The sequence below is a fragment of the Hydrogenophaga sp. PAMC20947 genome (assembly GCF_004795855.1).
Lineage (GTDB): Bacteria > Pseudomonadota > Gammaproteobacteria > Burkholderiales > Burkholderiaceae_C > Hydrogenophaga.
The window spans coordinates 4,268,971-4,284,408 of sequence record NZ_CP039252.1; the positions used below are offsets into that span (position 1 = coordinate 4,268,971).

Below are 15,438 nucleotides of genomic sequence, written 5' to 3' on the forward strand. Positions count from 1 at the left end.
GCGGCCCGCCACTCAAGCGGTGCCGAGTGCCTCCAGGCGTTCCATTGCTTTCAGCCACTCCGCTTCTATTTGGGCATGGCGGGAGCCCAATTCGGAAGCGCGCTCGGGATCGCTCGCGTACAAGGCACCGCCGCCCAGCTGCTGCTCGACCGCCGCTTGCTCGACCTCCAGGGCACCGATGCGCTCGGGCAGGGCTTCCAGCTCGCGTTGTTCCTTGTAGCTCAGCTTCTTTTTTCCAGCCGCAGGTGTGGCCGCGGCCACCGGCGCAGCGGGTGCTGGCGCCGCCACCGGCGTTGGAGCGGCTTCTCGTTGCAGCGCTTGGGCGCGTGCTGATTGCGTCATCCAGTCCTGCACGTCACCCACGTATTCGCGCCAGCGGCCTTCGCCCTCGTGCACGATGGTGCTGGTGACCACGTTGTCCAGAAAACGCCGGTCGTGGCTGACAAGGAATACGGTGCCGTCGTATTGCTGCAGCAGATCCTCCAGCAGTTCCAGCGTGTCGATGTCCAGATCGTTGGTCGGCTCGTCCAGCACCAGCACATTGGTCGGGCGGGCAAACAGCCTTGCGAGCAAGAGCCGGTTGCGTTCGCCACCCGACAAGGTGCGCACCGGCGCCATGGCTCTCGCTGGTGAAAACAGGAAATCGCTGAGGTAGCTCTTGACGTGGGTTTTCTTGTTCCCGATCTCGATCCACTCGCTGCCGGGGCTGATGAAGTCTTCCAGCGTCGCATCCAGATCGATCTGGTCGCGCATCTGGTCAAAATACGCCACCGTTTGCTTGCTGCCCTGGCGGATCGTGCCACTGTCCGGCGCCAGTTCGCCCAGGATGATCTTCAGCAGGGTGGTTTTCCCGGCGCCGTTGGGGCCGATCAAGCCGATCTTGTCACCGCGCAAGATGGTCGAAGTGAAATCCCGGATCACCGTGCGTTCCCCACCGCCCGACAATGGGAAGCTCTTGCTGACCTTCTCCAGCTCGGCCACGATCTTGCCGCTGGCGCCACCGCTGGCGACTTCCAGCTTCACGTTGCCCAATGCATCCCGCCGCTGCGACCGCTGATTGCGCAGGTTCTCCAACCGGGTGATGCGCCCTTGCGCCCGTGTGCGGCGTGCCTCGACGCCCTTGCGGATCCAGACCTCTTCCTGCGCCAGCAGCTTGTCCGCCCGCGCATTGATCACGGCTTCCTGAGCCTGTTGCTCCTCTTTCAGGACCTGGTATTGCGCGAAGTTGCCCGGGTAGCTGAGCAAACGACCCCGGTCGAGCTCGACCATGCGCGTCGCGACGCGGTCCAGGAACGCCCGGTCGTGGCTGATGGTGACCACGCTGCCCTTGTAATCCAGCAGCAGGTCCTCCAGCCAGGTGATGCTGTCCAGATCCAGGTGGTTGGTGGGCTCATCCAGAAGCAAGACGTCCGGTCGGCTGACCAGTGCCTGTGCCAGCGCGACCCGTTTCTTGTTGCCGCCGGACAGTGCGCCGACGCGATCCTCCGCGTTCAAGTGCAGGCGGTGCAGCGTCTCCTCTACCCGCTGCTCCCAGTTCCACGCATCCAAGGCCTCAATGCGGCTTTGCAAGGCGTCCAGGTCCAGCCCGTCTGCCCCGCTCAAATACAACTCACGAGCCTCTTTCGCATCGGCCAGTCCGGAGCTGGCAGCGTCGAACACGGTGGCCTGCAAATCCAGCACCGGCTCTTGGGGCACATACGCCACGCGCAAGCCCGTCTGCACCTGCAAAGTGCCGTCATCCGGCTTCTCCAAGCGGGCCAAAATTTTCAGCATCGACGACTTGCCCGTGCCGTTGCGGCCGATCAACCCCACCCTCTCTTGAGGTTCAAGTGAAAAATCGGTGTGGTCGAGCAACGCCACATGGCCATAGGCCAGTTGTGCATCTTGCAGAGTAATGAGTGCCATGAACTAGGTGTCTATAAAGAAGCCACCATTATCCGGCCCCAACACCAAGAGCCGACCGCTGCCGTTTAGAGCCGCACCAGGAACCCCGGGTAACACCCCTCCAAGGGAAGCAAGCCATGGGCTTCCCCCAGTTTCCCGGACACATCCAATGACATGATGTGTTCAGGAGATAGGTATGACAAGAACCCGAAGGAGCTTCACGGACGAGTTCAAACGTGAGGCAGTGAAGCTGTGCAAGCAGCCAGGAGCCACGGTCACGAACATTGCGCGGGACTTGGGTATCCAGACCAGCGTGCTCAGGCGGTGGGTCACCCAGGAACGTGGCGGAGTGTTGGACCTTAGGCCGAACCGGCCGCTTCGCAGTGAGGCCGCCACTGAGGTGGAGCGGCTGCAACGCGAACTACGCCGCGTGACCACGGAGCGCGACATCCTAAAAAAAGCGCTCGGCTACTTTGCAAAGGACCCGCAGTGAAGTACGGCTTCATCGCGCGGCATCGTAGTGTCTGGCCCACCCGCACCATGTGTCGGGTTCTGGCGGTCTCCCACAGCGGCTTCTACGAATGGATGGACAGAGCGCCGAGCCAGCGCAGCCAAGACGACGCCAGGCTCACCCGCCTCATCCGAGAGAGCTTCGAACTCAGCGACCGAACCTACGGCAGTCCACGCGTCTGGCACGACCTTCGAGCGCTGGGGGAGACCTGTGGGATGAATCGGGTCATCCGGCTGATGCACCTGGCCAAGCTGCAAGCCCGCCACAAGCGACGCAGGCTACCTGGTGATACGGGCAGCAGGCTTGAGAACCATATCGCGCCCAACCATCTGCAGCGCGACTTCGAGGCCAGTGGTCCGAACCAAAAGTGGGTGGCTGACTTCACCTACATCTGGACGGCTGAGGGCTGGCTGTATGCGGCAGCGGTGATGGACCTGTACTCACGCCGCATCGTGGGGTGGTCGATGAGCGACACCATGCAGGCCAAGATGGTGAGCGACGCTTTGTTGATGGCCCTTTGGCGGCGCGGCAAACCCAGCTCGCTGATGCATCACTCGGACCAGGGCAGCCAGTACACCAGCGACGACTTCCAGCGGTTGCTCAAGGAACAAGGCATCACCTGCAGCATGAGTCGTCGAGGTGAATGCTGGGACAACGCTGCGATGGAGAGCTTCTTCTCGTCGATGAAGACCGAACGGCTCAGCCGCAAGGTCTACCGGACAAGGGAAGAAGCCAGGTCCGACGTGTTCGACTACATCGAGCGCTTCTACAACCCGGTGCGTAAACACTCAAAGCTAGACTTCCTCAGCCCAGTCAACTTTGAGCAAGGCTTAATGGGCTAAGCAAACCGTCCGGGAAACTGGGGGAAGCCCACCAAGGCCTCTGCGAACATACATATATATAGGGAGCAGGCAAACCGATCTCCCTCAGGTCGGGCAAGGGGGTCAAGAGTCGCCTCAGCAGGCCTCAATCAAAATAGTTTTGAAAGATCTAGAAGGGCCGAAAAATCCGATGTATACTGCAAGGCTTCGCTGCTCACAAGGGCTCACCGGAAGGTGGTTTGAGAGGGTGGTGAGGGGTTAAAAGAAGTCAGGCTGGTTAGTAAAAACCCTGAAATAATTTGACCAGACACTGAAAACTGTGTCATAATACGAGGCTCAGCTGATCGCAGCTAAGCAAGCAAACAAAGCAGACAAGTGCTGCAGAGTTTGTCGGATCATTAAAAATATACAGCCGATAAGCGTGGGCGTTTGAAGGAGATTGCGAAACGAACTCGAAAGAGTTCAAGTCGCAAGACTTTAAACGCTCATGAGAATAGAAGTGAAGTTCACTTCAATTCCGTTTTTATGAGTAAATTCAAGATCGAACTAAAGAGTTTGATCCTGGCTCAGATTGAACGCTGGCGGCATGCTTTACACATGCAAGTCGAACGGTAACAGGCCGCAAGGTGCTGACGAGTGGCGAACGGGTGAGTAATGCATCGGAACGTGCCCAGTCGTGGGGGATAACGCAGCGAAAGCTGCGCTAATACCGCATACGATCTATGGATGAAAGCGGGGGACCGTAAGGCCTCGCGCGATTGGAGCGGCCGATGTCAGATTAGGTAGTTGGTGGGGTAAAGGCTCACCAAGCCAACGATCTGTAGCTGGTCTGAGAGGACGACCAGCCACACTGGAACTGAGACACGGTCCAGACTCCTACGGGAGGCAGCAGTGGGGAATTTTGGACAATGGGCGCAAGCCTGATCCAGCAATGCCGCGTGCAGGAAGAAGGCCTTCGGGTTGTAAACTGCTTTTGTACGGAACGAAACGGTCTGGGCTAATACCCTGGGCTAATGACGACAAGTAGGGCGGGACACGAGAAATCCTGTCTGAATATGGGGGGACCATCCTCCAAGGCTAAATACTCATCATCGACCGATAGTGAACAAGTACCGTGAGGGAAAGGCGAAAAGAACCCCGGGAGGGGAGTGAAATAGATCCTGAAACCGCATGCTTACAAAAAGTAGGAGCCTCGAAAGGGGTGACTGCGTACCTTTTGTATAATGGGTCAGCGACTTACATTCAGTGGCAAGGTTAACCGAATAGGGAAGCCGTAGAGAAATCGAGTCCGAATAGGGCGAATCAGTCGCTGGGTGTAGACCCGAAACCAAGTGATCTATCCATGGCCAGGATGAAGGTGCCGTAACAGGTACTGGAGGTCCGAACCGACTAATGTTGCAAAATTAGCGGATGAGCTGTGGATAGGGGTGAAAGGCTAAACAAACTTGGAAATAGCTGGTTCTCTCCGAAAACTATTTAGGTAGTGCCTCAAGTATTACCGTCGGGGGTAGAGCACTGTTTTGGCTAGGGGGTCATGGCGACTTACCAAACCAAGGCAAACTCCGAATACCGACGAGTACAGCTTGGGAGACAGAGCACCGGGTGCTAACGTCCGGACTCAAGAGGGAAACAACCCAGACCGCCAGCTAAGGTCCCTAAAATTGGCTAAGTGGGAAACGAAGTGGGAAGGCTAAAACAGTCAGGATGTTGGCTTAGAAGCAGCCATCATTTAAAGAAAGCGTAATAGCTCACTGATCGAGTCGTCCTGCGCGGAAGATGTAACGGGGCTAAGCCAGTTACCGAAGCTGCGGATTTGCAATTTATTGCAAGTGGTAGGAGAGCGTTCTGTAAGCCTGTGAAGGTGTCTTGTAAAGGATGCTGGAGGTATCAGAAGTGCGAATGCTGACATGAGTAGCGTTAAAGGGGGTGAAAAGCCCCCTCGCCGTAAGCGCAAGGTTTCCTACGCAACGTTCATCGGCGTAGGGTGAGTCGGCCCCTAAGGCGAGGCAGAGATGCGTAGCTGATGGGAAACAGGTCAATATTCCTGTACCGATTACAAGTGCGATGTGGGGACGGATCTTAATAGGTTATCCGGCTGTTGGATGTGCCGGTTTAGACAGATGTAGGCGACACGTAGGCAAATCCGCGTGTCATATACCGAGGCTGTCGATCGAGTGAGCTTGCTCACGAAGTAACTAAACGAGGTTCCAGGAAAAGCCACTAAGCTTCAGCTTGTAATTGACCGTACCGCAAACCGACACTGGTGCGCGAGATGAGTATTCTAAGGCGCTTGAGAGAACTCTGGAGAAGGAACTCGGCAAATTGACACCGTAACTTCGGAAGAAGGTGTGCCCTTGTAGTGTGATGAGAACATCTGAGCACGAACGGGTTGCAAAAAATTGGTGGCTGCGACTGTTTATTAAAAACACAGCACTCTGCAAACACGAAAGTGGACGTATAGGGTGTGACGCCTGCCCGGTGCTGGAAGATTAATTGATGGGGTGCAAGCTCTTGATCGAAGTCCCAGTAAACGGCGGCCGTAACTATAACGGTCCTAAGGTAGCGAAATTCCTTGTCGGGTAAGTTCCGACCTGCACGAATGGCGTAACGATGGCCACACTGTCTCCTCCAGAGACTCAGCGAAGTTGAAATGTTTGTGATGATGCAATCTCCCCGCGGAAAGACGGAAAGACCCCATGAACCTTTACTGTAGCTTTGTATTGAATTTTGAACAGATCTGTGTAGGATAGGTGGGAGGCTTTGAAGCAGGGTCGCTAGATCTTGTGGAGCCAACGTTGAAATACCACCCTGGTGTGTTTGAGGTTCTAACCTAGGTCCATTATCTGGATCGGGGACAGTGCATGGTAGGCAGTTTGACTGGGGCGGTCTCCTCCCAAAGTGTAACGGAGGAGTTCGAAGGTACGTTAGTTACGGTCGGACATCGTGATGATAGTGCAATGGCATAAACGTGCTTAACTGCGAGACTGACAAGTCGAGCAGATGCGAAAGCAGGACATAGTGATCCGGTGGTTCTGTATGGAAGGGCCATCGCTCAACGGATAAAAGGTACTCTGGGGATAACAGGCTGATACCGCCCAAGAGTTCATATCGACGGCGGTGTTTGGCACCTCGATGTCGGCTCATCTCATCCTGGGGCTGTAGCCGGTCCCAAGGGTATGGCTGTTCGCCATTTAAAGAGGTACGTGAGCTGGGTTTAAAACGTCGTGAGACAGTTTGGTCCCTATCTTCCGTGGGCGCTGCAGATTTGAAGAAGCCTGCTCCTAGTACGAGAGGACCGGAGTGGACGCACCTCTGGTGTATCGGTTGTCACGCCAGTGGCATTGCCGAGTAGCTAAGTGCGGAAGAGATAACCGCTGAAAGCATCTAAGCGGGAAACTCGTTCTAAGATGAGATCTGCCGGGGCCTTGAGCCCCCTAAAGAGTCGTTCAAGACCAGGACGTTGATAGGTCAGGTGTGGAAGCGCAGTAATGCGTTAAGCTAACTGATACTAATTGCTCGTGAGGCTTGACCCTATAACTTTGATATCCTTATATCGAAGTCAAATGTCATCCGACTGAAAAGTCGTGTTATGCCCCTGTGGCCAACCAAGTGTTGAGCTGCATCGTTGGCAGCAATCAAAAAATTAATCTGATTCCAGACTCTATGAATACGTTCGAGCTGTGCCTGCACAGCCTGGACAACAAGTTATGCCTGACGACCATAGCAAGGTGGTACCACTCCTTCCCATCCCGAACAGGACAGTGAAACGCCTTTGCGCCGATGATAGTGCGGATTCCCGTGTGAAAGTAGGTCATCGTCAGGCTCTTACAGCCCCCAACACCCCCTCGGTCGATCGACCTTGGGGGTTTTGGCGTTATAAGTGTGAGGGTTGCCTAGCGGCTCTCACAAAAAACTTGCAGGATCTTGACGAAACCAAAGAATCCGATGTATACTGCAAGGCTTCGCTGCTCACAAGGGCTCACCGGAAGGTGGTTTGAGAGGGTGGTGAGGGGTTAAAAGAAGTCAGGCTGGTTAGTAAAAACCCTGAAATAATTTGACCAGACACTGAAAACTGTGTCATAATACGAGGCTCAGCTGATCGCAGCTAAGCAAGCAAACAAAGCAGACAAGTGCTGCAGAGTTTGTCGGATCATTAAAAATATACAGCCGATAAGCGTGGGCGTTTGAAGGAGATTGCGAAACGAACTCGAAAGAGTTCAAGTCGCAAGACTTTAAACGCTCATGAGAATAGAAGTGAAGTTCACTTCAATTCCGTTTTTATGAGTAAATTCAAGATCGAACTAAAGAGTTTGATCCTGGCTCAGATTGAACGCTGGCGGCATGCTTTACACATGCAAGTCGAACGGTAACAGGCCGCAAGGTGCTGACGAGTGGCGAACGGGTGAGTAATGCATCGGAACGTGCCCAGTCGTGGGGGATAACGCAGCGAAAGCTGCGCTAATACCGCATACGATCTATGGATGAAAGCGGGGGACCGTAAGGCCTCGCGCGATTGGAGCGGCCGATGTCAGATTAGGTAGTTGGTGGGGTAAAGGCTCACCAAGCCAACGATCTGTAGCTGGTCTGAGAGGACGACCAGCCACACTGGAACTGAGACACGGTCCAGACTCCTACGGGAGGCAGCAGTGGGGAATTTTGGACAATGGGCGCAAGCCTGATCCAGCAATGCCGCGTGCAGGAAGAAGGCCTTCGGGTTGTAAACTGCTTTTGTACGGAACGAAACGGTCTGGGCTAATACCCTGGGCTAATGACGGTACCGTAAGAATAAGCACCGGCTAACTACGTGCCAGCAGCCGCGGTAATACGTAGGGTGCAAGCGTTAATCGGAATTACTGGGCGTAAAGCGTGCGCAGGCGGTTTTGTAAGACAGTCGTGAAATCCCCGGGCTCAACCTGGGAATGGCGATTGTGACTGCAAAGCTGGAGTGCGGCAGAGGGGGATGGAATTCCGCGTGTAGCAGTGAAATGCGTAGATATGCGGAGGAACACCGATGGCGAAGGCAATCCCCTGGGCCTGCACTGACGCTCATGCACGAAAGCGTGGGGAGCAAACAGGATTAGATACCCTGGTAGTCCACGCCCTAAACGATGTCAACTGGTTGTTGGGTCTCTTCTGACTCAGTAACGAAGCTAACGCGTGAAGTTGACCGCCTGGGGAGTACGGCCGCAAGGTTGAAACTCAAAGGAATTGACGGGGACCCGCACAAGCGGTGGATGATGTGGTTTAATTCGATGCAACGCGAAAAACCTTACCCACCTTTGACATGTATGGAAGTTTCCAGAGATGGATTCGTGCTCGAAAGAGAGCCATAACACAGGTGCTGCATGGCTGTCGTCAGCTCGTGTCGTGAGATGTTGGGTTAAGTCCCGCAACGAGCGCAACCCTTGTCATTAGTTGCTACATTTAGTTGGGCACTCTAATGAGACTGCCGGTGACAAACCGGAGGAAGGTGGGGATGACGTCAAGTCCTCATGGCCCTTATAGGTGGGGCTACACACGTCATACAATGGCCGGTACAAAGGGTCGCAAACCCGCGAGGGGGAGCTAATCCATCAAAGCCGGTCGTAGTCCGGATCGCAGTCTGCAACTCGACTGCGTGAAGTCGGAATCGCTAGTAATCGTGGATCAGCATGTCACGGTGAATACGTTCCCGGGTCTTGTACACACCGCCCGTCACACCATGGGAGCGGGTCTCGCCAGAAGTAGTTAGCCTAACCGCAAGGAGGGCGATTACCACGGCGGGGTTCGTGACTGGGGTGAAGTCGTAACAAGGTAGCCGTATCGGAAGGTGCGGCTGGATCACCTCCTTTCTGGAAAAATCCACACCAGCTAATTGAATGCTGATCTTGCTTGCAAGGTTGAGCGCAAGGAGCGGCAGTGGATCAAGCAATCAAGCTCAAACGCTCACACTTATCGGTTGTTCAAAAGATGTCAATGACGATCTGGCCATAACAATTATGTTTAGCCAGGTCGATCACTGTCCGGCCTGGGTCTGTAGCTCAGTTGGTTAGAGCACTGTGTTGATAACGCAGGGGTCGTTGGTTCGAACCCAACCAGACCCACCAGTGCACATCTTTTGTCGACAAAATGGGGGATTAGCTCAGCTGGGAGAGCACCTGCTTTGCAAGCAGGGGGTCGTCGGTTCGATCCCGTCATCCTCCACCAAATCTTTTGAGTTGCCTGTCCTTCGGACAAGTTTCAACATCAAAGTACTCTCAGGCGAGAGTACTTTGATGTTGATCGGTATCTATCGATCAATAAGCGGTCTTCGGACTGCAACGGCTGTTCTTTAAAAATTCATAGAGTCAAAATCAGAGTTGCTGGTGGAAAGCGCACATTCGTAAAGGTTTAGTGCGCACCGTGCCATCAGCAACGTAATTTTTGATTGCGTCAACGAATATTCAATTTAGTCATAAGATATAAATTGAAACGGCATAACGCGTCAGGTGAAAGACCTGACAAGACATTTGCTTGATGTAGCGATGTGTTTTACCTGGTTGAACGATTGGGTAAGACGTCAAAGTTATAGGGTCAAGTGAATAAGAGCATGTGGTGGATGCCTTGGCGATGATAGGCGACGAAGGACGTGATAGCCTGCGATATGCTTCGGGGAGCTGGCAAATAAGCTTTGATCCGGAGATTTCCGAATGGGGAAACCCACCTAGCAGTAGGTATCGCATGATGAATACATAGTCATGCGAGGCGAACCGGGTGAACTGAAACATCTCAGTAGCTCGAGGAAAAGACATCAACCGAGATTCCGAAAGTAGTGGCGAGCGAAATTGGAAGAGCCTGTTAGTGATAGCACAAGACTTAACGGAACGTTCTGGAAAGGACGGCCATAGTGGGTGATAGCCCCGTACGTGAAAAGACCTGTGTGGTACTAAGCTAACGACAAGTAGGGCGGGACACGAGAAATCCTGTCTGAATATGGGGGGACCATCCTCCAAGGCTAAATACTCATCATCGACCGATAGTGAACAAGTACCGTGAGGGAAAGGCGAAAAGAACCCCGGGAGGGGAGTGAAATAGATCCTGAAACCGCATGCTTACAAAAAGTAGGAGCCTCGAAAGGGGTGACTGCGTACCTTTTGTATAATGGGTCAGCGACTTACATTCAGTGGCAAGGTTAACCGAATAGGGAAGCCGTAGAGAAATCGAGTCCGAATAGGGCGAATCAGTCGCTGGGTGTAGACCCGAAACCAAGTGATCTATCCATGGCCAGGATGAAGGTGCCGTAACAGGTACTGGAGGTCCGAACCGACTAATGTTGCAAAATTAGCGGATGAGCTGTGGATAGGGGTGAAAGGCTAAACAAACTTGGAAATAGCTGGTTCTCTCCGAAAACTATTTAGGTAGTGCCTCAAGTATTACCGTCGGGGGTAGAGCACTGTTTTGGCTAGGGGGTCATGGCGACTTACCAAACCAAGGCAAACTCCGAATACCGACGAGTACAGCTTGGGAGACAGAGCACCGGGTGCTAACGTCCGGACTCAAGAGGGAAACAACCCAGACCGCCAGCTAAGGTCCCTAAAATTGGCTAAGTGGGAAACGAAGTGGGAAGGCTAAAACAGTCAGGATGTTGGCTTAGAAGCAGCCATCATTTAAAGAAAGCGTAATAGCTCACTGATCGAGTCGTCCTGCGCGGAAGATGTAACGGGGCTAAGCCAGTTACCGAAGCTGCGGATTTGCAATTTATTGCAAGTGGTAGGAGAGCGTTCTGTAAGCCTGTGAAGGTGTCTTGTAAAGGATGCTGGAGGTATCAGAAGTGCGAATGCTGACATGAGTAGCGTTAAAGGGGGTGAAAAGCCCCCTCGCCGTAAGCGCAAGGTTTCCTACGCAACGTTCATCGGCGTAGGGTGAGTCGGCCCCTAAGGCGAGGCAGAGATGCGTAGCTGATGGGAAACAGGTCAATATTCCTGTACCGATTACAAGTGCGATGTGGGGACGGATCTTAATAGGTTATCCGGCTGTTGGATGTGCCGGTTTAGACAGATGTAGGCGACACGTAGGCAAATCCGCGTGTCATATACCGAGGCTGTCGATCGAGTGAGCTTGCTCACGAAGTAACTAAACGAGGTTCCAGGAAAAGCCACTAAGCTTCAGCTTGTAATTGACCGTACCGCAAACCGACACTGGTGCGCGAGATGAGTATTCTAAGGCGCTTGAGAGAACTCTGGAGAAGGAACTCGGCAAATTGACACCGTAACTTCGGAAGAAGGTGTGCCCTTGTAGTGTGATGAGAACATCTGAGCACGAACGGGTTGCAAAAAATTGGTGGCTGCGACTGTTTATTAAAAACACAGCACTCTGCAAACACGAAAGTGGACGTATAGGGTGTGACGCCTGCCCGGTGCTGGAAGATTAATTGATGGGGTGCAAGCTCTTGATCGAAGTCCCAGTAAACGGCGGCCGTAACTATAACGGTCCTAAGGTAGCGAAATTCCTTGTCGGGTAAGTTCCGACCTGCACGAATGGCGTAACGATGGCCACACTGTCTCCTCCAGAGACTCAGCGAAGTTGAAATGTTTGTGATGATGCAATCTCCCCGCGGAAAGACGGAAAGACCCCATGAACCTTTACTGTAGCTTTGTATTGAATTTTGAACAGATCTGTGTAGGATAGGTGGGAGGCTTTGAAGCAGGGTCGCTAGATCTTGTGGAGCCAACGTTGAAATACCACCCTGGTGTGTTTGAGGTTCTAACCTAGGTCCATTATCTGGATCGGGGACAGTGCATGGTAGGCAGTTTGACTGGGGCGGTCTCCTCCCAAAGTGTAACGGAGGAGTTCGAAGGTACGTTAGTTACGGTCGGACATCGTGATGATAGTGCAATGGCATAAACGTGCTTAACTGCGAGACTGACAAGTCGAGCAGATGCGAAAGCAGGACATAGTGATCCGGTGGTTCTGTATGGAAGGGCCATCGCTCAACGGATAAAAGGTACTCTGGGGATAACAGGCTGATACCGCCCAAGAGTTCATATCGACGGCGGTGTTTGGCACCTCGATGTCGGCTCATCTCATCCTGGGGCTGTAGCCGGTCCCAAGGGTATGGCTGTTCGCCATTTAAAGAGGTACGTGAGCTGGGTTTAAAACGTCGTGAGACAGTTTGGTCCCTATCTTCCGTGGGCGCTGCAGATTTGAAGAAGCCTGCTCCTAGTACGAGAGGACCGGAGTGGACGCACCTCTGGTGTATCGGTTGTCACGCCAGTGGCATTGCCGAGTAGCTAAGTGCGGAAGAGATAACCGCTGAAAGCATCTAAGCGGGAAACTCGTTCTAAGATGAGATCTGCCGGGGCCTTGAGCCCCCTAAAGAGTCGTTCAAGACCAGGACGTTGATAGGTCAGGTGTGGAAGCGCAGTAATGCGTTAAGCTAACTGATACTAATTGCTCGTGAGGCTTGACCCTATAACTTTGATATCCTTATATCGAAGTCAAATGTCATCCGACTGAAAAGTCGTGTTATGCCCCTGTGGCCAACCAAGTGTTGAGCTGCATCGTTGGCAGCAATCAAAAAATTAATCTGATTCCAGACTCTATGAATACGTTCGAGCTGTGCCTGCACAGCCTGGACAACAAGTTATGCCTGACGACCATAGCAAGGTGGTACCACTCCTTCCCATCCCGAACAGGACAGTGAAACGCCTTTGCGCCGATGATAGTGCGGATTCCCGTGTGAAAGTAGGTCATCGTCAGGCTCTTACAGCCCCCAACACCCCCTCGGTCGATCGACCTTGGGGGTTTTGGCGTTATAAGTGTGAGGGTTGCCTAGCGGCTCTCACAAAAAACTTGCAGGATCTTGACGAAACCAAAGAATCCGATGTATACTGCAAGGCTTCGCTGCTCACAAGGGCTCACCGGAAGGTGGTTTGAGAGGGTGGTGAGGGGTTAAAAGAAGTCAGGCTGGTTAGTAAAAACCCTGAAATAATTTGACCAGACACTGAAAACTGTGTCATAATACGAGGCTCAGCTGATCGCAGCTAAGCAAGCAAACAAAGCAGACAAGTGCTGCAGAGTTTGTCGGATCATTAAAAATATACAGCCGATAAGCGTGGGCGTTTGAAGGAGATTGCGAAACGAACTCGAAAGAGTTCAAGTCGCAAGACTTTAAACGCTCATGAGAATAGAAGTGAAGTTCACTTCAATTCCGTTTTTATGAGTAAATTCAAGATCGAACTAAAGAGTTTGATCCTGGCTCAGATTGAACGCTGGCGGCATGCTTTACACATGCAAGTCGAACGGTAACAGGCCGCAAGGTGCTGACGAGTGGCGAACGGGTGAGTAATGCATCGGAACGTGCCCAGTCGTGGGGGATAACGCAGCGAAAGCTGCGCTAATACCGCATACGATCTATGGATGAAAGCGGGGGACCGTAAGGCCTCGCGCGATTGGAGCGGCCGATGTCAGATTAGGTAGTTGGTGGGGTAAAGGCTCACCAAGCCAACGATCTGTAGCTGGTCTGAGAGGACGACCAGCCACACTGGAACTGAGACACGGTCCAGACTCCTACGGGAGGCAGCAGTGGGGAATTTTGGACAATGGGCGCAAGCCTGATCCAGCAATGCCGCGTGCAGGAAGAAGGCCTTCGGGTTGTAAACTGCTTTTGTACGGAACGAAACGGTCTGGGCTAATACCCTGGGCTAATGACGGTACCGTAAGAATAAGCACCGGCTAACTACGTGCCAGCAGCCGCGGTAATACGTAGGGTGCAAGCGTTAATCGGAATTACTGGGCGTAAAGCGTGCGCAGGCGGTTTTGTAAGACAGTCGTGAAATCCCCGGGCTCAACCTGGGAATGGCGATTGTGACTGCAAAGCTGGAGTGCGGCAGAGGGGGATGGAATTCCGCGTGTAGCAGTGAAATGCGTAGATATGCGGAGGAACACCGATGGCGAAGGCAATCCCCTGGGCCTGCACTGACGCTCATGCACGAAAGCGTGGGGAGCAAACAGGATTAGATACCCTGGTAGTCCACGCCCTAAACGATGTCAACTGGTTGTTGGGTCTCTTCTGACTCAGTAACGAAGCTAACGCGTGAAGTTGACCGCCTGGGGAGTACGGCCGCAAGGTTGAAACTCAAAGGAATTGACGGGGACCCGCACAAGCGGTGGATGATGTGGTTTAATTCGATGCAACGCGAAAAACCTTACCCACCTTTGACATGTATGGAAGTTTCCAGAGATGGATTCGTGCTCGAAAGAGAGCCATAACACAGGTGCTGCATGGCTGTCGTCAGCTCGTGTCGTGAGATGTTGGGTTAAGTCCCGCAACGAGCGCAACCCTTGTCATTAGTTGCTACATTTAGTTGGGCACTCTAATGAGACTGCCGGTGACAAACCGGAGGAAGGTGGGGATGACGTCAAGTCCTCATGGCCCTTATAGGTGGGGCTACACACGTCATACAATGGCCGGTACAAAGGGTCGCAAACCCGCGAGGGGGAGCTAATCCATCAAAGCCGGTCGTAGTCCGGATCGCAGTCTGCAACTCGACTGCGTGAAGTCGGAATCGCTAGTAATCGTGGATCAGCATGTCACGGTGAATACGTTCCCGGGTCTTGTACACACCGCCCGTCACACCATGGGAGCGGGTCTCGCCAGAAGTAGTTAGCCTAACCGCAAGGAGGGCGATTACCACGGCGGGGTTCGTGACTGGGGTGAAGTCGTAACAAGGTAGCCGTATCGGAAGGTGCGGCTGGATCACCTCCTTTCTGGAAAAATCCACACCAGCTAATTGAATGCTGATCTTGCTTGCAAGGTTGAGCGCAAGGAGCGGCAGTGGATCAAGCAATCAAGCTCAAACGCTCACACTTATCGGTTGTTCAAAAGATGTCAATGACGATCTGGCCATAACAATTATGTTTAGCCAGGTCGATCACTGTCCGGCCTGGGTCTGTAGCTCAGTTGGTTAGAGCACTGTGTTGATAACGCAGGGGTCGTTGGTTCGAACCCAACCAGACCCACCAGTGCACATCTTTTGTCGACAAAATGGGGGATTAGCTCAGCTGGGAGAGCACCTGCTTTGCAAGCAGGGGGTCGTCGGTTCGATCCCGTCATCCTCCACCAAATCTTTTGAGTTGCCTGTCCTTCGGACAAGTTTCAACATCAAAGTACTCTCAGGCGAGAGTACTTTGATGTTGATCGGTATCTATCGATCAATAAGCGGTCTTCGGACTGCAACGGCTGTTCTTTAAAAATTCATAGAG

General features: G+C 53.2%; 2 protein-coding genes, 4 tRNA genes, 5 rRNA genes and 1 other annotated feature. Of the genes, 10 read left to right on the forward strand and 1 reads right to left on the reverse strand.

Annotated elements, in window-relative coordinates; genetic code table 11:
* Positions 1 to 12: 12 nt before the first annotated feature.
* On the reverse strand, positions 13 to 1,905 hold the full coding sequence (locus E5678_RS19500) for an ATP-binding cassette domain-containing protein (protein WP_136180071.1): 1,893 nt from the start codon (positions 1,903 to 1,905) through the stop codon (positions 13 to 15).
* A gap of 175 nt (positions 1,906 to 2,080) precedes the next feature.
* Here E5678_RS19500 and E5678_RS19505 point away from each other — a divergent pair.
* The 10 genes from E5678_RS19505 to E5678_RS19555 all read left to right on the forward strand — a co-directional run bounded on the left by E5678_RS19505 (position 2,081) and on the right by E5678_RS19555 (position 15,298).
* A protein-coding gene (locus E5678_RS19505) for an IS3 family transposase (RefSeq protein WP_136177586.1) occupies positions 2,081 to 3,237 on the forward strand; the annotation gives its coding sequence in 2 pieces (ribosomal slippage) (positions 2,081 to 2,348 and positions 2,348 to 3,237; 1,158 coding nt in all).
* Between the two features lie 530 nt (positions 3,238 to 3,767).
* Positions 3,768 to 6,749 (forward strand) — a sequence feature (most likely nonfunctional fraction of RNA operon).
* A 177-nt stretch (positions 6,750 to 6,926) separates the two neighbouring features.
* Positions 6,927 to 7,039 (forward strand): 5S ribosomal RNA (gene rrf / locus E5678_RS19515).
* 475 nt (positions 7,040 to 7,514) lie between these two features.
* A 16S ribosomal RNA gene (locus E5678_RS19520) occupies positions 7,515 to 9,047 on the forward strand.
* 178 nt (positions 9,048 to 9,225) lie between these two features.
* A tRNA-Ile gene (locus tag E5678_RS19525) sits at positions 9,226 to 9,302 on the forward strand.
* A gap of 24 nt (positions 9,303 to 9,326) precedes the next feature.
* Positions 9,327 to 9,402, forward strand: a tRNA-Ala gene (locus E5678_RS19530).
* A 364-nt stretch (positions 9,403 to 9,766) separates the two neighbouring features.
* A 23S ribosomal RNA gene (locus tag E5678_RS19535) occupies positions 9,767 to 12,645 on the forward strand.
* A 177-nt stretch (positions 12,646 to 12,822) separates the two neighbouring features.
* A 5S ribosomal RNA gene (rrf, locus tag E5678_RS19540) occupies positions 12,823 to 12,935 on the forward strand.
* 475 nt (positions 12,936 to 13,410) lie between these two features.
* Positions 13,411 to 14,943, forward strand: a 16S ribosomal RNA gene (locus tag E5678_RS19545).
* The 16S, 23S and 5S rRNA genes sit together here with 4 tRNA genes alongside, the layout of an rRNA operon.
* 178 nt (positions 14,944 to 15,121) lie before the next feature.
* Positions 15,122 to 15,198, forward strand: a tRNA-Ile gene (locus E5678_RS19550).
* A 24-nt stretch (positions 15,199 to 15,222) separates the two neighbouring features.
* A tRNA-Ala gene (locus tag E5678_RS19555) sits at positions 15,223 to 15,298 on the forward strand.
* Positions 15,299 to 15,438: the final 140 nt, after the last annotated feature.